Raw genomic sequence first — 22,337 nt, forward strand, 5'->3', positions numbered from 1 at the left:
ACTTTTTGGGTGTTTTGAATGACGTTAATACTATAACCACTTATTCATTTGATGTAATTTGAGTAGGTAAAGTTTTATCTTGTTTCAACCATCACCTTAATACTTCTTCTTTGGAAAACCTTTCATATTATTTGGTTTCATTTTAGGCTTTACAAGATAATTTACCCTATCAAATTCTTTCTTTAATTTTTTATTTTCAGGATCAAACTTTAGTTCCATTTTTAATTTTTTATGTAACCTTTGTAGTTCTTCCTTTTTAAGAAACTTCAGATCGTTTGTTTTACTGACTGTTTTTTTTGTGTTTTTCATAACTCAATATAAAAAACATCCTTAATAAAACGGTATTTTAAAAATAGATTATGAAATATTAGATCTAATCACGGTTTAGAATGGGTATAATGCTAATTAAATATCCCAACCATACTTAACATTTCTTTCAAATATACCATCGATTTTAAATAATCTTATCTAATTTTGCAGCCATACTATAATTAACAATCTTATTCATTACATAACCAAGAAAAATGAATCGAATGACAATCTGTTGGAAACATATTGTTTCTTGTGTGACACTAACAATCATTACTACTACCACCCTCTTTGGACAAAATAAACTATCGGGACATGTGGTAGAAAGCAGTAACAAAACTCCTATTGAATATGCAACCGTGGCATTGTACGATCAAACGGATAATAGTTTAATTACGGGTGTAGTTACTGATGCAAAAGGTGATTTTACTATCGCTAAACTAAAAAAAGGAACTTATAAGCTGACCATTGCTTTTATGGGTTTTGAAAATTTCGCGAAGGAAAATATCACTATTTCTGGTAGTTCTTTAGACTTAGGAACACTTACTTTAAAGGAAGATCATCAAATGCTTCAGGAAATTGAAGTAAAAGGTGAACAATTGACGGCGGTGACGAAGGTAGACCGTCAAGTGTATGATGCTACTAAATTTGAAGCTGCAGCAGGGGGTACTGCTACAGATGTACTTAAAAATATGCCTTCTGTTAGTATAAATGCTGAAGGCGATTTATCTGTTAGAGGTACATCAGGATTTGTGGTATTAGTAAATGGCAAACCTGTACAAACTGATGCTGCGACTATATTAAATCAACTACCGGCTAATTCAGTCAAGAATGTTGAAGTAATTACTGCCCCATCTGCAAAATATGATTCAGAGGGTAAAGCGGGTATTATTAATATTATCACTACCAAAGGAGCAACAGATAATTTGTATGCACAGGTAAATGTTCGCTATGGTTTACCAAGTGTTGAACCATATGATAATGCAAAAATGCCTTTAAGATATGGAGGCGATTTTACAGTGGCTCAACAAAAAAACAAATGGAATTGGGCTGTTGGAGGTTCGTACCAAAGAAACGACAAAACGGGTCGTAGAGAAGGCGATGTTTGGACAAAAATTGATGATGATCCAAAATTCGGTTTCCCTTCTGATGGTGAGAGATCGTATGTAGAAGAGAATTATTCAGGTAACCTTTCTTTAGGATTTCAAGCTACTGAAAATACCAATTTCAACTTTGCTGCTATGGGGGGTATTCGTGATAAAACGAGATTGGCAGATATATATTATAACGACAATCGTTTTGAGGATGAAACGACTCCATTCCAATATTATAACCATAACTCAAGAAACAGACAATCCGACTTTTTCGTTACAAGTTTTGATTTCAATCATACTTTTGAGAACGAATCTAAGTTAAGTGCTTCTGTTTTGTATGAATATACTTTATTGGGTGGCCCAACCTACAACGATAACCAAAGAGAAAACTTCTCTACTCCAGAAAGTCAACAATATTTCTACTTAAGAGAAAGAAATACGAATGAAAATCCTTTGAATGGTTTTAGAGCAAATATTGATTATAACTTCAAGCCCTCAAAATTAGGACAATTTGAAGTGGGTTATCAATTCAGAACGTTAGATCATCAAGGTGATTTCTTGTACGAAAGAGAAGATTTGAATGAAGGAATACCTTCTGGAAATTGGCAAGTAGTTGATAATTATTCTTCAAACTTAAACTTGAAGAGAAATATTCATTCAGCTTACGGTCAATTAGCAGGTAAGAAAGGTGATTGGACGTACGGTGTTGGTGTAAGAGCAGAATACATGGATCGTCAAGTTGATTTCTTAGGTTTTGAAAATGGTCAACTACTTCCTGAAAGTCAAAGGGAAGTGAAGAAATATGACTATTTAAAGCTATTCCCATCAGCAAATTTACAATATCAAATAAATGATGGCTTGGCTTTGAAAACTGCCTACAGTAAACGTGTAGAGAGAACGACGACCTTTAAAATGAATCCTTTTAAAGAAAAGGAACATTCAGAAACTCTAGAACAAGGTGACGCAGACTTACTACCAGAATTTATCGATTTAGTAGAATTAGGGGCTTCTCAAGAAATTGGTGACCATTCTATTTTTGCTACTGCCTATTTTAGAAATACAGAGAACCTTATTAATAGAACCAATACGGTGGATAGTGATTCTGTACTGAACAGAATTTACACTAATGTAGGTAATAGTAAAGTATTCGGTTTTGAATTAGGTACTTCTTTAAAATTAACGAAGTGGTGGGATTTTTATGCAGGTGGCAACGTATATCATCAGCATATTACTGGTAAATTTGATTACGATGATACAGATAATGATTGGATGATTTCTATTCCTGTAGATACCAAAGCATGGCAATACAGTTTTAATATCAATACAACATTTGATATTACTTCTACCCTATCTACCAATTTCGGATTCAATTACCTATCAGAAAGAGTAACAGCTCAAGGTAAAGATTCTAGGTTCTACTCTCCGAATTTATCTGTGAAGAAAACATTCTTGGATAACCGATTGGCAGTCAACTTCCAATGGCTCAATATGGATATGGGATTGATGAATACCAATGAACAAAGAATTACAACAAATGGTGATTATAATGCTGTGTTAGCAGATGGTACTGTTCAGAGACAACAGTTTTATACCACTACCAATTATGTTTATGAAGTAGATCAATTGATTATTAACGTGACCTATAATTTCAATAGTTCTAAGAATAAATCGAAGAAAGTGAAATCTGAATTTGGTTCAAAAGAATTCTAATAATAAGAAAAGGCGGTTTTATAAAAACCGCCTTTTTACTTTAATATAATCTTAAACTAATTCAATGTATCGTAAATGTTTCGCAAAATGTAGTTACACCTGTTAGGATAAATTCTATCCCCATGGCTAGGATAATTAATCCCATAAACCTTGTGGCTAACTGACTTGATTTTGAATTTCTTTTGGATGACCTTTTAGACATTAAGGCTATAATAACCCACATAATAATAAGAACTACTGCTATAGAAATTAAAGCCACTATTGGAATACTATTTTCTGATTGAGTAATGGAAAGAGTAATTACACCAGTGATTGTCCCAGGACTTGCTGCAAACAAGACCAAAGGAGTTAAACTTTTTTCCTTCTCTGAATTCTCATTGTTTTTTTCTTTCTTATTTAGCATTTGAAAGCCAATTGAAACTAAGACTATACCACCTGCTACTTGGAAAGCATCTAAGCTTATACCTAATAAGTGTAATATTTTTGATCCTAGAAAAGCCGATAAACTTAGTATAATCCCAACTGTAAATATTGTTTCGGTAAGGTCTTTTAATTTTTCTTCGTGTTTTTTCCCTTTTTCAATGCTATTAAATATTTGAGCACAAATCATAGGGTTTACTAATGAGATAATGGTTAATATTCCTTGAAAATAGATTTCCATAATTTTGAAAGTATTGAAGTGAAACAAAAAGATGTTTTTAAATCTTACTTTACAAAGGTGGTAGTATTCCATTATAATCAGTTATACAAAATCGTAGCTTATTTATATGAAATCGTTAAATCTATTCTCCGAATAATTTTTTCATTCTATCGAAGTGAGTTTTGAATTCTTTCACCTTGTTTTTTCTTTCTTCTAATAGATCATCTCTTTTCAATACATAATTCATCCCTTCTTCTGGTGGAATTCCACAAGATAATTTCACTTCACCTTCCACTTCAATTAGACATGAGTTACAAGTTCCGTATTTCCTCATTGTCTTATAACATGGTGCAGTTACACTTAATTTATTTCTTTTTATAACATCTAAGAGAGTTTTATCTCTATCATGTTTGTCATATAAAATTCCATCTATTGATATTTTCATAAAGTAAAAATGGGGAATAATCATTAGAAATCAGAAAAAAAATTACTCCCCTATTTATGTCAGTATTATTCCTTTATTATTCCTATCAGACAATTACTTTTATGATGAAATGAAATTTTAATTGAATCATGAATAAAACAACTATTATTAAAGTAATTTTACTTTGTGCCTTTATTACGGGGTGCTCAAGTTCGAAAGTAAACAAACTAAAAACTAAACAACCAAATGTACTGATTATATTATCAGATGATCAAGGATGGGGTGATGTAGGTTTTAATGGATGTACTGATATCCCAACTCCAAATTTAGATCAATTGGCCAAGGAGGGTATTGTGTTTTCTCAAGGATATGCCGCACATCCTTATTGTAGTCCAAGCAGAGCCGGTTTATTATCAGGTAGAAATCAACAACGTTTTGGTCATGAAAATAATTTACCTTACAATGATGCGAAAGCGGATGATGGTCTGCCATTAGATCAATTATTAATATCTGAATTATTACAAAAGAATGATTATAAAACTTGTGCTATTGGTAAATGGCATTTGGGTGATTCTATAAATTATTGGCCTAATAAAAGAGGATTCGATGATTGGTATGGCTTCTGGGGTGGTGGAATGAATTACTGGGGCGATATTAAAAAAGGTAGGAATGAATATGGCGGACTTTTAAAAAATGGAGTTCCGGTTCCAAAATCAGAAATCACTTATCTTACTGATGATTTTTCTAATGCGGCAGTGAACTATATTGATCAATACAAGAAAGAAGAAAAATCTTTTTTTATGTACCTAGCATATAATGCACCTCATACTCCAATTCAAGTAACGAATGAATATACCAAAGCTGTGGATCATATAGAAGATGGTGATAGGGCTGCTTATGCAGCAATGGTTTATGGTATGGATGTAGGAATAGGAAAAGTAATACAAAAATTAAAAGATATAGGAGAATATGAAAATACCTTAATCTTTTTTTACAGTGATAATGGAGGGACAAGATATAGAGCAAACAACCAACCTTTCCGAGGATATAAAGGGATGCTTTTTGAAGGTGGTATAAGAGTACCATTTTTAATGACCTATCCTGGACACATAAAAGGAGGTCAAACATATGAAAAAATGATATCTGCTCTTGACATATATCCTACAATTTTAGCGACTACTAACATTAAACACCCCGATGCTGAAAAATTAGATGGCATTAATCTAACTCCTTATTTAAAGGGTGAAAATGAATTAAAGCCACATAACGAATTATATTGGAGATACTCAGATGGAGCCGGAAAAGCGATGAGATTAGGTAAATATAAAATGATAATGTCGGGCTTTAAAAACAACGAATATTTTTTATTTGATATCGAAAATGATCCCTACGAACATCATAATCTAGCTAAAAAATACCCCGAAAAGCTAAAAGAAATGCAGCTTTTATACGATAAATGGGATGCACAAAATGTTGATGCTTTATGGCAAGATCCTCATGCTAAAAACATTTCAAAAGAAGAATATAAAAGGCAATCGGCTTTAGATAAAGCAACGTCAGGAGATAAAACAAAAGGGGTAACTAATCTTAAATTATAATAATACTAACACATGATAGTATTAGAATATGATAACACTCCTATTTAATATCAATTGTTTGTAGTCACAGTATAGTTTATAGAACTTCATACCGTGGTTACAGACATTGATAAATTGATATATGCTTAAAAGAATAACCTTAAACTTATTTTGCTTTTTTTTAGTAACTGGTGTTTTCGCTCAAAATTTAGAAAAAGAAATAACTTCTCGAAAAAAATCTATATCTATTACTTGGGGATGGAATTGGTCTGATTACTCTTCCTCTGATATTCATTTTAAAGGTAATAATCATAATTTCACTCTTCATAATGTAGAGGCTTCTCATCGCCCAACTCAATTTGATTTTAATAGCTATTTTGTTCATTTCACTACGCCTCAATATAATTTTAAATTAGCCTATTTTTTTAATGACAATTGGAATGTTTCTTTTGGAGTTGATCATATGAAATATGTCATGATTCAAAATCAAAAGGTAAAAATTGATGGTATTATTAATGAAGGAAGTCCGTATGACCGAGTATACAATTCTAATGATATAATTCTTACAGATGATTTTTTAACCTTTGAACATACTGATGGTCTAAATTATCTATACCTAGGTATAAATCGTTTTGATGAATTATACAATTTCACTAAAATGAATGGACCTAATATTTCTATCAATCTTACAGAAGGTTGTAGTGCTGGAGTACATTTACCAAAAACAAATGCTAGAATGTTTGGGAAAAATCGAAATGATGAATTTCATTTAGCAGGCTATGGATTAGATTTAAATTTAGGTCTTAATTTTACTTTCTATGATTACTTTTTTATTGAAGGAGATTTGAAAGGTGGGTTTGTACATATGCCTGATATTAAAACCTCTCATGAAGTTGGAAATAGAGCTAATCAGCACTTTTTTTATTCTCAATATGCAGCTGTTTTTGGGTTTAATTTCCCTTTATAATTATAAATTGATTCATGCATTTTCATTATTTTGCATGGATGAATTAAATTGAACAATCAATTATTGAATAAACTATAAAATGAAATTAAACTTCACCATAATTGTGACACTTCTGTCACTTCACTTTTGTATAGCTCAAAATTATACTGATGAAATACAAAAATATCAAGTTCATTTAACAGAAGAATATAAAGATCCTAAAACCTCTCCTTTAAAAGGAGAAATGCTAAAAGAATTCAAAGGGCATGAATACTTCCCTATTGATAAAAAATATAGTGTAAAAGCCAAGTTCAAAAGAGTGAAGGGTAAACCTTTCGGAATGAAAACTTCCTCAACTAAATTAAAGACGTATGAAACATACGGTATAGCTACTTTTAAAATTGATGGTAAAAAGTATAAACTATCTATATACCAAAGCCATCGTCTACGTACTATGCCCGAATATAAGGATTACTTATTTTTACCGTTTATGGATCAAACGAACGGCACAACTTCATATGGAGCTGGACGTTACTTAGATTTAAGAATTCCTGAAGACGGAAAAACGATAGTGATAGACTTTAATAAGGCCTATAATCCTTATTGTGCGTATTCAGACGGGTATTCTTGTCCAATACCACCAAGTGAAAATTATCTTGACACAAAAATTGAAGCTGGTATTAAAAACCCAAAGCATGAGCACTAAGAAAAATTGGAAATAAAAATAGGCGACCATATCGGTCGCCTTTTATTTTATACTAGAATTTCTTGGTCTGTTTTATTCTGTTACTGGAATGTTTACAGACGAAGAATCTAATTGAATGTCATGTTGAACAAACAAATCATTGATCTGTTTTTTTGGTATAAATGGAAGTGGATCAGCTTGTGGTGTACAAGATGCAAATAATATTGATGTTCCAGCGATGATAGTGATTAGTAGCTTTTTCATAGAATGGAGAGTTTACAGAATAAGTTTCACTTTAATTTGGCATATCTTACATTGTAAGTTTCTGATTGCCTTTATCTTATTAACTCCATTAATTGAACAAAGATTCACTTTATTAACACTTATAATCTGTCGATAACATCTATTATATAGTGGTGGTAATGCTAGTAAACAATAAAAAGTGGCCTGATTTCATGCATAAAATGATAATCAGGCCACTTTTTAAATAAACTAAGTAAAATATCTCACTTTAAAAAAGCATGTAAGAATTTCAAGAAGTTTAAAGAATTTAAAATATTGTAATCGAATATTTATAAAAACACTTTTTTGTTACTGTTGTACCATCTCCCCTACATTTACAACACTAATTGTACTAGGCTTTTGAGTTGTTGGATGTTGTTTTCCTTTTGTCAATTCCTCTACTTTCATAGCAATAAATAAATCTAATTCTCTTAATGTAATCACTTGATCACCAGAATAATCCGCTTTACCTTCCCCTAAACCATCTAATATAGCAGCAGTAAATGCTCCGTGTTGCCATTCAGAAGATTCTAAAGAACTCTCTACACCGGTAGATCCTGACATAATAATTACACCATTCTCATCACTCGATAACTGTCTTATCGATTCCGTATTGTCGGAGTGTGAGATATCAACACCTAATTGGCCACTGTTACAAGCATCTACAAATAATAAAACTTGTGATGGTAAATTAGTCATCACACTAGCACATTCATTCCACTTTACTCCTGTTTTATCTACATTTTCAAGATCGATATCATGAGGAATGATATAAAAATTATTTTCCCAGTTTACACCATGTGAAGCAATAAAGACAATGGCTAAATCTTTAGATGTAGCATTTTCAGATAACCATTTAAAGCCCTCCAATATATTTTGTTTATTAGCAGCCTCATTGGTCAATTCTTTAATATGAACTTGGTTAAATAATTTACCATTGGATTGTTTCTTATAAATATCAGCGATTGAAAGTGCATCTTTATCTGCATAATTTAAGTTCAAGGTTTTATTCTGATAATCTGAAATACCAATACTTAGAAGGTAAATATTTTGTTTACTTTTCTCGTTAGATGATGAAGCACTTGTCAAAGCCGCTAAATCGAATCCAACATCAAGAGAAGAAGAACTGCTTTTTGATTTAATTACGCTTCTTGCATTTGATGTTACTTTGGTGAATTCGTTTTCTGCAAAAATTTGAATTTTAGTTTCCGAATTATTGATATCCAAAGTTTCATTAATAGCATAGATTGTTTGACCTACAGAATTTTCAGTCCCCATTATCTCTACAGATTTAGGTCTACCGTCCACTAACAATTTTAAAGATTTTAATTTTGTTTTTGATTTAACAGTGGCGGTTAATTGTACCTTTTCCTCACCATTTAAATTATGATATGATTTAGGTGAAACCCATTCGATATTGGGTTGTTCTTTTACTAATTCTTTCGGATCAAGTTCCTTAATATTTAATTTTTGGAATGCATTCTTGTGTGATGCTTCCTTAATAATTTCTTGTAATACTTCCTTTTTGTGATAACGTTTATCTGCAAAACTAACAGGTTGGAAATTGGCTAAATTCCCAAGGCCATTATTCTGTATCCATCCAATATATTTTTCACCACCAGCAGATGCATGATAATACCCTTTTGGCGACCAACAAACCCACTCATTATGTGCACTCACAAAAAGCGAAGCCAATAATTCCCCAGAAGAGATATTCCATAATTTTGTAGTTTGATCATCACTAGATGAAATAAGGTACTTACCGTCATCCGATACATTAGCAGTTAAAACTGAAGCATGATGACCTTTGAATTCACGTATAAGCGTACCCTCATTGGAATACAGTTTTAATGAATTACCACTACATACAACAACATCGCCTGATTTGGTGAAATTATAAGCATTGATTCCTTTATCTCTTTGTTTGTCATTGGTGATTTTATGAGATGCATTACCTGTTTGAAGAGTGTAGTTATTTAATCGTTTCAAATTACTTCCTTGATAAGTAATATCAGGCATTGTATATTTTGATTGATCGTCTACTGTCAAGTGCATTTCCAAGTTTTCGAAATCAAAAACTTTGTTGTAAGGCTTTCTAGAGGCTTTATTTATTGACAACGAAAAGTTAAGGTTTTCACCTCTACCAATACGTTTATTAGACATTCCTTCACTTTCAAATTGACGGATAGTCTTTTTATTTTTAATATCATATATAGAAATATGTCCTTCTACACCTTTTGCATATACAACATAGTTATCGTTGTTATTGGCAAATTTTGCAGCAGAGATGATTCCTTTTGAAGAAGATATAAAACGATTTTTAAGCCAATTTTCTGTATTGTATATCATCAAATTACCTTTAGAATCTACAATTAAGCATTCCTTTTCACTATTAGGTAATTCAATATTAGTGATATATCCACTAGCATCGGTAAGTTGTGCTTCCTGTACTCCTTCAAGCGTATAAACGTACACATTGCCTTTTGCTCCACCTACGATCAGTTTATCAGAAGAAAATTTCACTTTAGTGATCTTATCCATAGTATTCCACTCATTTTTGAGCGTAGCCTTATCTTTTGACATGGATAAATCATAAAGTTTAATAGCACCATCAAAAGTTCCGCACACCAATTGATTTCCATCTTCAGAAAAGTCGACTGAATAAACAATTTCTGAGAAGCCATCAATTTTGATGGTTTGTTTTGGTGATGTATTTCCATTTTGTGGAATAAACCATATTCTAGCTGTTTTATCAGCGCTACCACTACACAGCCATTGTCCATCATTACTAAAGTGTAACTCTGTAATTATATTTTGATGTCCCTTTAAAGAAGCAATTTGTGTCGAGGTTTCTATATCAATAATTCTTATTTCATTTTGATGTAAAAAACCGGCAACAGCAATAATATTTTTTGTAGGATGAATAGCTAAAGCATTGTACCTTCCCTCTTTTCCTTCATAATATTCGCCCCATAAAGTTTGACTCAATTGATTTTTTTTGACATCCCAGATTCTTATCGTTTTATCTTCAGAAACAGAAATGATCTTAGAATTATCATTAGTAAAGCTAATTCCTCTAACTAAAGAAGAGTGGCCTTTAGAGTCAATTATTAGGTTTTGTCCAAATATTGGTAAGGACAACAGAAAAAGAATAAGTGCTTGATAGTATAGTTTCATTTTTTTTATTGATAGTTTCTAAGTTTAAAGACAAATTCACCACCCATATGGCCAACGTCTCTTAGAGGTTTACCTTGTGGTTCTTGTGTAGAGTTAAAACTAACAGAATATCGTACGCTCCTTGCTACATCACTAATTGGTAGTTTGGCAGTCGTATTACTTCTTAAATAGGTAGTCAAACACATATTAAATGGACTATGACCTCCTTCCTCTCCATCAGAAACTTCAGTTAACCCACCAGAAGCTAACCCCCATCTTGAAGGAAGAGTTTCTATAGGATCAGCATATTTCATACCACGTGATTCACTTGAGAAAATTGAACCAGAATAACAAGCATCTGAAATCAATAAAGTGTGTTTAGTATTAAGCACTTTAATGTAATCAAGAATTGTTTGATTGGATAAATAGTCTGAAGTGTCATCTCCTGATAACTTAGCATTTACAGGTACCCAAAATCCTTTTTTCATAAAAGTATCGTAATAACCATGCCCCGAGTAATAGATCACTAATTTATCTTCAGGACCTATTTTACTACTCAAACTTCTAATTAATTTGTCAATTTCAGACTTAGTTACTTTCTCATTATATAATTCATATACATTTTCCGCCTCATATTGATATTTATCTAATAACACATCTTTAAAATTGTTCGCGTCATTAACTGCGTTGACAAGTGGAGACCAAGATGTGTATTCATTGGCTGCAATTAATATCAAAAAGTTGGTACTTGTATTCGTGTCTTTTTTAGCTACAACAGGAGCGGCTTTTTGTACGGTTTTGTTTTCTGATTGATTAAGGTTCAATACAAATTCTTGTTGTTCTGTTTTGTAATTTAATGAATCTTTGATCATTAAAATGAATTTGTTTTGAGGCGATTTAATAGCCTTAAACCCTCTAGAAGCCGCATTCACATAATTAATATCGATTTCCACATCAACAGAAGCATCAGGAGCAATATTTTGAAGTTTTACTTCACGATTAAAATTAAGTCCTGTAACATGCATTAATGAGTTTAATCTAATTGTGGGTGCATAAGAAGTACCATCCCCCCAGTTTTCTACTCTAAGTTTTAATTTCCCTGAACTACCTTTAGCAAGAGCAGTTGCACCATCTGCGTATTCAAAATGAATATCAGAAATCAATAATTTTGGGGGTAAAAGTGGATTAGGTTTCTCCTTTTCTGTTTCAGAAAGGTTAGCATTTTCATTCACTGAAGGAGTGACTGTATTGATGGCAATAGTTGCATCTTCTGGTTTTGAATCTGTATTAGTTTCATCAGAAAAAGCAATAATACTATTATCTTTTGCCGCAGATTCTTCAATTGTCTCATTTATATAATGAACGTGATCCATTAAAACTAAAGTAGTTTGTAAAAACTCAAAAGCATCCGTAGGATTATCTGTATCAGCAGCGGCTTTTTCAATATAAGGTTTTGCTTTTTGTAAATGCGCAAGAGATAATTTATTCAGTTCTGTTGCTTCACTTTCAAAGTTTTCTAAACTAAGATTATTTAATTTGTTGATATTATTTACGGCTTTATTGTAGTAAATAGTACCAATATTATAATTTGAATCTAAGTGTTTTGGGTTTAATGATAAGGCTTTATCATACATAATTAATGCATTATCAATATCCCCTTCTTGTTGATACATTACCCCAAGTGTATATGGGAATTCTGCATTTTTTACTAAAGGAACAACATTGATAAGTAAATTTTTAGCCTCTTCAATTTTATTTTGTTCAAAGTACATCCCCAATAATGGAGCAGCATACATCTCCGCATTATTTGGATATTTATCAATGCCTAATTGATAAAGAGTTTCAGGGTTTTCTTCGCCTTTTTGAATACGTGATTGCAACATAATTTCAGCATATTCATGGAAACTAGGCGAAGTGTATTTAAATACTGATGTAAATTCAGATTTAAATTTATTGAAATTTGTATCATCAAGTGCATAGGCAGCACTCATGGCACCTTCTAAATAGGCCACAGAATCAGTCGGTAAAGTTTCTTTGGCTTTCAGGTAGTCATTAACAGCGTTTGGAAAGTCATCAAGTTCAAACCACTCACGAGCATTTTTCATATGCTTCCCCCAAATCTCTTCCACTGTTTGAGCTTGTGCTGATTGACATAATAAAATGAAAATCAGAAATATATAAGATAGTTTTTTCATTATTGAATATTTTTCTCTTCCACTTTAAAATTATTGATACGCATGTTGATTAGCATCAACTCTCTAGTGTTATAATCTTTAGTTGTAGAGAAATTTCCCTTAACACCTATAAGATTTAGAGTGTTATCATAATCTGATAATGCAAATATTGTTTCGTAAGGTTGTGACGATTTTAATACAGTACCATTCACTGCTTTACCAAATGTGTCTAATTTTAATATCGCTGTATTGAAGTTTCCAAACTCACTGTTTTCAGCAATTAAAGTGTTAGACCCAGTCATGTTAGACAGTTTATTGATATTTGCCACAATTAGGTATTGAGTTGGTAACGCAATAATTTCTGTAAGCATACCTTGCATCAATAAATTGGTATTCCATAAAATTTCACCGTCGATTTTGATATTTTGAATTGTCAAAGTATCATATTCTTGAATATTCAGTTTAGAATCTCCTTTAAAGCCAATTAAGTAACTTTTAGACTCTTGTAAGTATTCAAATACTCTAGGGTATTTCTTACTTAACATTGGGATTTCATTCATTAAATTCCCATTACGTGTATCCACAAGAATTACTTGATTGTCAATTTCAATAGAGGTCTTCTCTTTCTTAATTCCTTGTAGAGAAACCATAAGATGTATTGCTCCCCCTTTTACTGTAATACTAGGTATATCAATACTAGCATTACCTTGATAATCCTTAGTGTTTAATGGGTGCTTTGTTAACCAATTGATTTCATTGGCAGAATCTATGTCAGCAACAAAGATATTTACTTGATTTTTATCTTTGATTGTACCAATTAATAAGGTGTGGTTATTTTTATTAGGACGAGTATACAGCGTATTAATTTTCCTAACCACTAATGAATCTGTTTCTTGTATAACTTCTAAACTAATTGAATCTTTTTGATAAGGAATAAATTGAACCGAATCTGAAGGATTGGTAGAAAAATAATCTACAATAATATTCTTAAGTAATACTTCAGCATTGGTCTGTGTAATATCAATTTCGGCTCTTTGGTTACCCACATAATTTGATAGCTCATCATTATATTCTTGAGTAAAAAATTGTGCATGTTTTTTATAACCTAAGCTTTCCTTATTAGTATTGATATGATCTAATTTATCAATAGCTTTTCTACATTCAGTCCATATATCAGCTTGAGATCTAATATACTTTAAATCACCTTTTTGGCCAGAATTAAGAATGTTTGAATAAGAAATCTGGTTTAATAGGTTGATTTTTTGCTCTTTGTATTCAAATATATTTACTGGATATGCATTTGGATCATACTTTTTTATTTTTCCAATTTTACGAATATCTAGATAAAACTGATCTTCACTAGGAATGGTGCTGTTTTCTTTTTCTTTCAATACACTATTTAAATAGTGATCATAATTGATAACAAGCTCCCTCATTGGCAAGATTTCTTTTCTGTAATAATCTAGAGTTTGATCATACCAATCTGCATAATTCCATAATTTAATATCCCCTTCTAAGAAACTATTAGTGGTCAGACCGTGAATTCTATAATTCAAGATATCTTCTTCAATTACTTCTGTAGTATACCCCTTCATTGGGTGAACTTTTAGGGCTTGATTATATCTTTCAAAAGCTTCTAAACTTTTAAGATAATGCTCTTTTATTGGAAGCATTTTATCAAAAACAGCATCATTTTCTGCTAGAATATAAAGTTCTTTAATAGTGGGATATGTACCACAAACTTCTCTAAAATATTTATTAGCAATAAGGTACTCATTAATACACTCTTTAAAGTTGATATAAATGCTATCTACCTCCGTTTTTTGTTTTGTCAGTACTTCTCTTCTTCTATTTAGCTCATTCTTAATCTCGATTAAGGTAACTTTTTCCAATACTAAATCTTTATTGGCCGGAAATTGAAGAAATTCCATGTAGTACTTCTTCCACTTCTTTTTTACTTCTTTTTCAGTTAGTTGATTTTCGAATAAATCAATATATCTTAAAGCAGAGTCACACGTCGAATGTAAAGCTTGATATTGTTGTAATACATCAAAATCATTAATTCTTTGAAAGTAATATTCACTTACTTGGAATAATGGATTCACTTCCAAAGGTTGGTAACGGATGATCTTTTTTAACTTATGTAATGCAGGTTCAGTGATTTTAAAATCTGCATTCGGTTTTATGATCGGAAAATATTTTTTGTAATCAACATTTTCAAACTGCTCTCTTTCTCTTTTCGTTGCTTCGTCTTCATCTTGAGCAAACGTATTTGGAACAAAAACTCCCCCAAATACAAATAAGAATACTACTATTTTATAAATATGATATTTCATTTTCTTTGTAATTAGGACTTAGTTATTAATTTCTAATACCATCAATTCAACTCTTCTGTTTTTGGCTCTATTCTCATCGGTGTCATTCACAACGGTAGGTTGTGTTTCTCCATAGCCTTTGGGTACTAATCTATTTTTAGGTATACCAAATTCCATCACATACATTGCCACAGATTTTGCTCTATTTTCTGATAAACGGATATTATACTTATCAGAACCAAGATCATCTGTATGTGCAGCTAATTCAACAACAATATTTGGATTGTCTTTCATTAGCTTAACTAAACGCTTCAATTCCTTAAAACTACTCTCGATAATGTCAGCAGAATTAGATTCAAATAAGATATCCTTTAATGGTAGTTTACTGTTAGGTTTCAGCTCTGTAAGCGACACCTTAAACTCTTTTTTATTATCAGCTTTTAATTTTGATGAGAAGAAAGAGTACCCTCTTGGGCTCCTCACTTCGATACTATAATTAGCACCATCTCTTACTTCAATTTTATATTTTCCGTCCTCACCAACTTCAGCATCCACTTCAATACGTTCATCTGTATCCGTATTTATCAATGTAATTTTTGCAAGGATACCCTCTTCTGTTGATGCGTCTGAGACATTAAATTCCATTTCAATTTTCTTCGGCATGAGGTCTACAGATTTTTCAAATTTTTGATAAAGTATCATTGTACTTAAATCAAAATGAAATGATTGATCTATAAAATTTTCTTTATTGACTTTTACCTCATACTTTTTTCCAATAGGTAATTCTAATTGATATGATTTTGAAGTAGTATTGTAAGTAACAGCAATGCTATCCAGTAATAAATTAGTTTCTTGATCGTAAACAGTGATATTACCTTTTATTTTTTGCATTAAATCAGCATCAAATATTTCGAGGTTAAGAAGTGCATGATTAAATAAATTGATATCTTTTATTTCCCTTTTATACTCTGATAAAGAAGAAAGGTCTTCTTGAAAAATAAAAGTAGAATATCCTTCTTTAGTGGCTAGAATCTCATAATCTACCCCCTCAGTAAGTACTAAAGCATATTTACCATCATCGGCAACAGCCATATCAAAAAGGTATTCTGTGGTTGAACGGTCACGAACAAAGAATGATGCTTGTACAGGACTTTCACTATTAAGATCTTTGATCTGTCCTTGTATCGTCTTGTTTTTATATTGTTTGAACTCTTCAGTTATTTCAATGGTAAATATATCTTCCTGACCTGTTTCATCAGGGAATTTCTTCAGTACTTTTGGATCTAGCTCTTGTGAGTTTAAATAATAAAGTGTTTCACCAGAAGCTGAAATCGACGCAAAAGTATCCGGACCAGGTGTATTCACAAAGTGCATGTTCACAGGTTCAGACCATTCGCCGTTAAAACCTAATTTAGACATCCATAAATCATAATCACCTTTACCCCCTGCACGTATAGAAGAGAATATTAATGTTCTACCATCAGATAAGATTCTAGGTGCTTTTTCACAACCTATATTAATAGGTGCGGGAAGTGCTTCAGGTTCACCCCATTCCCCATTAGATTGTTTTTTAGATACATATATCTCAAAACAATTGGATCCTCCTTCTACTAATGTTGTATCAAACCTTTGAAAATATAAATGAGTTCCATCTGCAGATATAGATGGGAAACTTTCATGTTCTTTAGAATTGATAGGTTCGCCTATGTTAATTGGCGCACTCCATTCTTTTCCAATTCGTTTACTATAATAAATGTCTTCAGATCCCAAACCTTCATCAAGGTTTGCAAAAAAGAACAAGGTGTTACCATCATAAGAAATCATGGGGCCACCAATTAAATCATTTGTTTTTGTGTAGTTATTGATACTATCAATTCCTACGGGGTCGGACCATGTTTCACCGCCGTCTTGCGTAGTAGTTTCATAAATACCCCAATTGAAACCTTCTTTTCTGTTTGCTTGGAAAATAAGGACTGTTCCATCAGCATTTAGAGATGGAGCATATTCCCTGTAAGAAGCAGAACTTACATTATCAGGTAATTTTTTTGCTTTAACATTCACCTGAGCAAATAAGTGATCAGATAAAAAGAGCATTGGAAGTAAATATAGAAAGTAAAAGAACTTTTGTATTTTAAATCTGTAACAACACATAAAAAGGTACTGGGTTTTTATATCTAGTTTGTAATTTTTTAATTAGAAGGTAGCGTCGTGATAACTACCCTCTTTTCAGAAAAAGCCACTTCTGAATCATCTAAATTAGATGTAGATCTATTATTTGAATTAATAGTTTGTATATCATCATTTATAAAATAATAACCTTGATCTTCAGTGGTGTTTAAAGGATTGAAATTCACTCCGGTTTTAGCAAAAACTTGTAATGTTTCAACGCCAAAGGGAGGATAACATTCAAACTGCTGAGAGACTTTTACCATTTGGTTGACCTCATCAGGGTGAATAGAAAAGTTATCTAATAAAAGCACTTTTGTGCCATCTGCCATGTGATAGATAAATCTAACTTTACAAGGGCGATTCACTTTTACATATAATGTCATTATTTCACCACCTTCATAAATAGGACTTTTATTCCCTTTGTTAGTGATAACATCAAGAGAAAGACCAGAAGATAATTTTTGATCAGTGCTCATCAATTCTTGCACTAATTTAGCTTGCTCTAAATTATCTGGTTTATATGTAGTGGTGTTTAAGTTATCCTTTGCAATAATGCTTTCAGATCCACCTTCAATCGCTCCGTTACTTTTATTTCTTAAAATTGATACTACCCTAAGTGTGTGATCTTCTTCCCAAACTGTACCTTCTAGGGTATATTTAGTTTGGGTATCAGCACCCGTTAAAATCTTAAATTTTGATGAGGTACTAAATTTTGATAATAACAATTGATTCAATTTTCGAGAGAACTTACTCCCCATTTTTGTGTCTTCAAAAGTGAAGTTATCAATGGTAAGTGTCTGCTTAGAAATCTCTATTTGATCATTTATAGTGGCTGAAATATCAGTGGCTAAATCATTAATACTAGCAATTTGATTATTCGATAATTCAATAGTTAATTGCTCTATTTGTGTTTGATTCTTTAAAAACTCATCATAATTAAGATCCACTTTATCACCTAGAATAATGGAAACAGAATAAAGTTCTTCTACTTCTCTAAATACTGGAATGACTTTACGAATAGATTTTTTTGCAGCAATTATATTTTCACTAGAAACATAATTTTCAATTTGATCTTTTAGAGCACTGATTTTTTTATTGGCTTCCTGAATACGTTGCCTGTTTGATGAAAGTAATTCATCTATTTTGACGTAAGCAAAACAATATAGAGTTTGTTTTTTTTCGTCATAATAATTTAGTTGAGTGACTCCACTTAAATTAACATTAGAGAAAGACGTACTATTCTGCTTAAAATTTTCATAAGAAGCACCAGAAGCATTAGCAATATCTAATTTGCTAGAGCTTTCAATTTTAACTGAAACACTTTCAGCAAGATTATTTTTTACCTCTTGCTGTAATTGTTGTAGTCGATCACTTTTTTTATCAGGAGCCACATTTAATGCTACCTGAAAACCTTTTAGATAATTATCATCATTGAATTCTACAAGTCTATTTTCTGCTTTAATCCAATTGGGTTCCCCTTTATAAATAACAATAGAAGAAGTTAGAGGTAAAGTAGAAAGTAGTAATAGAATTAATAAACTATACTTTGATATAGCAAACATTATTTTATTCGTAAGAGTTTTAATAGAGCATTAGAAAGAATCGACGTAAATATAGTTAATATTTAAGATTATTTATAAATATATGTGAAATTTTGAATTATTCTAATAACTATTACTACGATAGTAATTTTTTCAATTGATTTTTTTGAATGGTTTTTATGAGAATAATGACTTTTTAAATCGGTTACATTCTTGACTTTATTAGATATAACCAAATTACTTTAAAAAAAATATCTAGACACTATCTTGGATTATTTTATAATGGTTACCTACTCCTATCATGAATTCTTAGCACTAGAATATTACATTTATTTTTGGGTAAAATTACTTTTGAATGATTTTTGATATATATTACGAATATTTTTTATAATAATATTGATTTAAAAAAACATGAAACAGAGACTTTCTTTATTCATTACTCTATTTACTATTACTCTTTTATTTGCCAACTTTACTTCCGAAGCACAAACAAAAAAAGAAAAAAAACAAACTCTTAAAGAGTTAAAAGGTAAAGCAGTTAAGGATGCTAAAAAGCAAGCAAAAGCATTAAAAAAGGAAGGATATACAGTTATTCCAGGTGACCTTCCAATGGATATGCAAATTGAAAATTCATTTTTTGCACGTTTAGCAACAGATGATAACGGTGATCCGAAATTCTTTGTTGCTTATCAACAATCAAAAGGTGAAACTTTTGCAGCAGCAAAACAAGCAGCATATCAATTATGTTTAGCAGATATTGCAAGTCAAATTGGATCAGAAATTTTGGGTAGAATAAAATCTACAGTATCGAATTCAGAAGGAATGTCTGATGCTACATCTGCTACTCAAGTAATAGCTTCTTATCAAAATAATGTATCAGCTCGTTTAGGAAGAACACAACAAATCGTTATGCTTAAGAAAGTAGATAAATTGACTTATGTTACTCTATCTCTTAAATACCCTATTGCTGAAGCAGAAAGAATTGTGAAAGAAGATCTAAGAAAAAAATTAGAATCAGAAGCTAATCTTGGTCAAGAAGAGATCAATAGCTTATTAGATATTCGATAAGAACACTATAGAGTTCATAAAGAAAAAGAGGTTGTCTCATCATTTAGTGAGACAACCTCTTTTTTTATAATGACCATTTTAAAAATTGTTTTATCTATGGATATAGAATTTTCGTGATGGTCTCTTCAATATTATATAGTGATTTAGTTTAAAATTAATTTCAAACTAAATCACCAATTTTTGACTAATTATTTATGAGCAACTGAATACATCTCATTGATTTCAGCTTCATAATTTTTATTGATTACCTTTCTTTTCAACTTAAGAGTTGGCGTCATCTCACCAAGTTCTTGTGAGAACTCCTTAGAAAGTAAAGTGAATTTTTTCACCTTTTCAAAATTAGCTAAATCGTGCTGTGCTTTTTCAATACGAGCTTCATACATTCTGATGATTTGAGAGTTTTTAATCAAATCTTCTTTTGAAGAATAAGCTATATCGTTTTCTTGTGCATACACTTCTAACGTTTCAAAAGTTGGAACGATTAGAGCAGACACAAAATTTCTAGCATCAGCAATTGTTGCTATTTGTTCCACAAAATGGTCTTTACCAATTTTTCCTTCAACAAGTTGAGGTGCAATGTATTTACCATTAGACGTTTTCATTAATTCTTTGATACGGTCAGTAATCAATAAATTACCTTTTTCATCGAATTCTCCTTTGTCTCCTGTTTTAAAGAACCCGTTCTCATCAAATGATTTTGCTGTTTCTTCAGGTTTGTTGTAATAACCTTTCATCACAACTTTAGATTTAACAAGAATTTCTCCTGTTTTATCATCAATTTTAATTTCACAACCCGGCATTGTTGTACCGATTGTTTCAGTATAAAATTTTTGATTGATGTGCCATGCTGAAACAGTGGCATTTGTTTCTGTTAAACCATAACCAAGAATGATAGGAATACCTATTGAATGGAAAAAAGCACCAATTTCTGGATCTAATTTAGCTCCACCTGCAGGCATGAATTTAATATTTCCACCTAATAGTTTTTGGAATTTACCTAAAACTAATTTTGTAGCAAGATTAAATTTCATCTTATCAAATCCACCTAGAGTTTTTCCTTCTTGTTTTGCATCAAAGGCTTTTTTGCCCATACCTACTGCCCAATGGAATAATTTCTTTTTAGATGGACTTGCTTTCGCAACTTTATCATGGATTGCAGAAAATATTTTTTCATAGAAACGAGGAACAGCACACATAACATGTGGTTTTGCTTCTACTAATGCTTCTTTAATCAATTTTACATCTTCCAAATAACAGTTAGTAGCACCGTTATAAAAAACATACATCGACCAAGTTCTTTCGAAAACATGGGATAATGGTAAAAAGCTTAGGTTGACATCCTTTTCTGTGAAGTCTACTAATTCTGAATGTGCTTCAAATTGTGAAATGAAGTTCACATAATCTAGCATCACTCCTTTAGGTTCACCTGTAGTACCAGAGGTATAAATTAAAGTTACTAAATCTTCCATGTTAGCATCTTCAATTCTTTGCATCATCTCCTCTTTTTCAGCTTTACCACCTTGTTCGGTAAAGTCAATCCAATGAATACCTGCTTTGTGATGACGAAGGTGTAGCTCTTTTTTCATCGCTACGATAGTTGTTAGAGATTCACATCTATCGAACACTTCTATAGCATTATCATATTGTTCTTGATCACCAACAAATAATACCTTTATTTGAGCATCATTAATGATGTAAGCAGCTTGATGTGATGTACTTGTTGCATAGATTGAGACTGCCACACCTCTAATTTGTTGCGTTGCAAAATCTGCAACAGTCCAGAAAGGCATATTTTGAGCATAGATACCTACTTTATCCTGAACACCAATTCCGTTAGCTAATAACGACTTTGATACAAGATCGATCTCATGACCAAAATCAGTCCATGAGATACTCTCCCACAGATTATCGGCAACACGAAATCTAGCAGCATCTTTATTACCTTGTTTCTGAACTTGGTTTCTTAAATTATGTACTAAGTGTGATGTATGTGACATTAAATATATATTAAGTTGTTTGTTTCTATTTATATTGAAGACATGAATCAACAGTTTTATAACACGCAAATATAGATTTATGTGACAGAATAACGTTTAAAGAATACTAAAATTTTTCAACAACTGTGAAAGTCATGTATTTATCTTATAAAAAACTCATTAATCACTTAATTATTGTGTGAATATAAATAAAATAGGTGTCAAGAGAATTTATCCTCTTGACACCTATTTTTTGAATTTATTTCTAAGT

General features: G+C 31.4%; 15 protein-coding genes. 5 read left to right on the forward strand and 10 right to left on the reverse strand.

Annotated features, from left to right (window positions below):
• Positions 1–96 precede the first annotated feature (96 nt).
• A complete protein-coding gene (locus tag NH26_RS21555) occupies positions 97–309 on the reverse strand; it encodes a hypothetical protein (protein WP_044221032.1) in 213 nt (70 codons plus the stop codon).
• Between the two features lie 215 nt (positions 310–524).
• Between NH26_RS21555 and NH26_RS21560 the strand changes: the two genes are divergently transcribed.
• Entirely contained in the window at positions 525–3,113 is a 2,589-nt protein-coding gene (locus NH26_RS21560) for a TonB-dependent receptor domain-containing protein (RefSeq protein ID WP_242427364.1), read from the forward strand.
• Between the two features lie 61 nt (positions 3,114–3,174).
• Here the strand turns inward: NH26_RS21560 and NH26_RS21565 are convergent, their stop codons facing one another.
• Complete coding sequence (locus NH26_RS21565; protein ID WP_044221028.1) at positions 3,175–3,774, reverse strand: MarC family protein; 600 nt, start codon at positions 3,772–3,774, stop codon at positions 3,175–3,177.
• Between the two features lie 121 nt (positions 3,775–3,895).
• Positions 3,896–4,198, reverse strand: a complete 303-nt coding sequence (locus NH26_RS21570; RefSeq protein ID WP_044221026.1) for a 2Fe-2S iron-sulfur cluster-binding protein — start codon at positions 4,196–4,198, stop codon at positions 3,896–3,898.
• 128 nt (positions 4,199–4,326) lie between these two features.
• On the opposite strand from NH26_RS21570, the gene NH26_RS21575 reads away from it, so the two are divergent.
• The 3 genes from NH26_RS21575 (at position 4,327) to NH26_RS21585 (ending at position 7,406) form a co-directional block, all read left to right on the forward strand.
• Entirely contained in the window at positions 4,327–5,775 is a 1,449-nt protein-coding gene (locus NH26_RS21575; RefSeq protein ID WP_044221022.1) for a sulfatase family protein, read from the forward strand.
• A 121-nt stretch (positions 5,776–5,896) separates the two neighbouring features.
• Complete coding sequence (locus tag NH26_RS21580) at positions 5,897–6,721, forward strand: hypothetical protein (protein ID WP_052431902.1); 825 nt, start codon at positions 5,897–5,899, stop codon at positions 6,719–6,721.
• A 79-nt stretch (positions 6,722–6,800) separates the two neighbouring features.
• Complete coding sequence (locus NH26_RS21585; RefSeq protein ID WP_044221019.1) at positions 6,801–7,406, forward strand: DUF1684 domain-containing protein; 606 nt, start codon at positions 6,801–6,803, stop codon at positions 7,404–7,406.
• A gap of 72 nt (positions 7,407–7,478) precedes the next feature.
• Here the strand turns inward: NH26_RS21585 and NH26_RS25540 are convergent, their stop codons facing one another.
• From NH26_RS25540 to NH26_RS21610, 6 genes are all read right to left on the reverse strand, one after another.
• A complete protein-coding gene (locus tag NH26_RS25540; protein ID WP_158022000.1) occupies positions 7,479–7,649 on the reverse strand; it encodes a hypothetical protein in 171 nt (56 codons plus the stop codon).
• A gap of 327 nt (positions 7,650–7,976) precedes the next feature.
• Positions 7,977–10,844, reverse strand: coding sequence for a caspase family protein (locus NH26_RS21590; protein WP_044221016.1), 2,868 nt, complete (start codon positions 10,842–10,844; stop codon positions 7,977–7,979).
• Between the two features lie 5 nt (positions 10,845–10,849).
• The gene (locus NH26_RS21595) at positions 10,850–13,018 is read right to left on the reverse strand and encodes a caspase family protein (protein ID WP_044221013.1); all 2,169 of its coding nucleotides are present in this window, start codon (positions 13,016–13,018) and stop codon (positions 10,850–10,852) included.
• Entirely contained in the window at positions 13,018–15,333 is a 2,316-nt protein-coding gene (locus tag NH26_RS21600; protein ID WP_044221010.1) for a hypothetical protein, read from the reverse strand. Before NH26_RS21600 ends, NH26_RS21595 begins: the two co-directional genes overlap by 1 nt.
• 18 nt (positions 15,334–15,351) lie before the next feature.
• Positions 15,352–17,406, reverse strand: coding sequence for an OmpA family protein (locus tag NH26_RS21605; protein ID WP_044221007.1), 2,055 nt, complete (start codon positions 17,404–17,406; stop codon positions 15,352–15,354).
• Positions 17,407–17,501: 95 nt separating this feature from the next.
• Complete coding sequence (locus NH26_RS21610) at positions 17,502–19,043, reverse strand: hypothetical protein (RefSeq protein WP_044221005.1); 1,542 nt, start codon at positions 19,041–19,043, stop codon at positions 17,502–17,504.
• A gap of 390 nt (positions 19,044–19,433) precedes the next feature.
• On the opposite strand from NH26_RS21610, the gene NH26_RS21615 reads away from it, so the two are divergent.
• Positions 19,434–20,090 (forward strand): hypothetical protein, encoded by a 657-nt coding sequence (locus tag NH26_RS21615; protein ID WP_044221002.1) that lies wholly within the window; start codon positions 19,434–19,436, stop codon positions 20,088–20,090.
• 188 nt (positions 20,091–20,278) lie between these two features.
• Here NH26_RS21615 and NH26_RS21620 read toward each other — a convergent pair whose 3' ends face one another.
• Positions 20,279–22,087 carry an AMP-dependent synthetase/ligase gene (locus NH26_RS21620; RefSeq protein WP_044221000.1) on the reverse strand — a complete coding sequence of 603 codons (1,809 nt, stop codon included), beginning with the start codon at positions 22,085–22,087 and terminating at the stop codon, positions 20,279–20,281.
• Positions 22,088–22,337 lie beyond the last annotated feature (250 nt).

This window comes from Flammeovirga pacifica, assembly GCF_000807855.2.
GTDB lineage: Bacteria > Bacteroidota > Bacteroidia > Cytophagales > Flammeovirgaceae > Flammeovirga > Flammeovirga pacifica.

Coding starts and splice junctions, on each gene's coding strand:
- NH26_RS25540 (WP_158022000.1), bottom strand. CDS start 7,649: ATGAAAAAGCTACTAATCACTATCATCGCTGGAACATCAATATTATTT.
- NH26_RS21575 (WP_044221022.1), top strand. CDS start 4,327: ATGAATAAAACAACTATTATTAAAGTAATTTTACTTTGTGCCTTTATT.
- NH26_RS21610 (WP_044221005.1), bottom strand. CDS start 19,043: ATGTTTGCTATATCAAAGTATAGTTTATTAATTCTATTACTACTTTCT.
- NH26_RS21580 (WP_052431902.1), top strand. CDS start 5,897: ATGCTTAAAAGAATAACCTTAAACTTATTTTGCTTTTTTTTAGTAACT.
- NH26_RS21560 (WP_242427364.1), top strand. CDS start 525: ATGAATCGAATGACAATCTGTTGGAAACATATTGTTTCTTGTGTGACA.
- NH26_RS21595 (WP_044221013.1), bottom strand. CDS start 13,018: ATGAAAAAACTATCTTATATATTTCTGATTTTCATTTTATTATGTCAA.
- NH26_RS21590 (WP_044221016.1), bottom strand. CDS start 10,844: ATGAAACTATACTATCAAGCACTTATTCTTTTTCTGTTGTCCTTACCA.
- NH26_RS21565 (WP_044221028.1), bottom strand. CDS start 3,774: ATGGAAATCTATTTTCAAGGAATATTAACCATTATCTCATTAGTAAAC.
- NH26_RS21570 (WP_044221026.1), bottom strand. CDS start 4,198: ATGAAAATATCAATAGATGGAATTTTATATGACAAACATGATAGAGAT.
- NH26_RS21620 (WP_044221000.1), bottom strand. CDS start 22,087: ATGTCACATACATCACACTTAGTACATAATTTAAGAAACCAAGTTCAG.
- NH26_RS21555 (WP_044221032.1), bottom strand. CDS start 309: ATGAAAAACACAAAAAAAACAGTCAGTAAAACAAACGATCTGAAGTTT.
- NH26_RS21585 (WP_044221019.1), top strand. CDS start 6,801: ATGAAATTAAACTTCACCATAATTGTGACACTTCTGTCACTTCACTTT.
- NH26_RS21600 (WP_044221010.1), bottom strand. CDS start 15,333: ATGAAATATCATATTTATAAAATAGTAGTATTCTTATTTGTATTTGGG.
- NH26_RS21615 (WP_044221002.1), top strand. CDS start 19,434: ATGAAACAGAGACTTTCTTTATTCATTACTCTATTTACTATTACTCTT.
- NH26_RS21605 (WP_044221007.1), bottom strand. CDS start 17,406: ATGCTCTTTTTATCTGATCACTTATTTGCTCAGGTGAATGTTAAAGCA.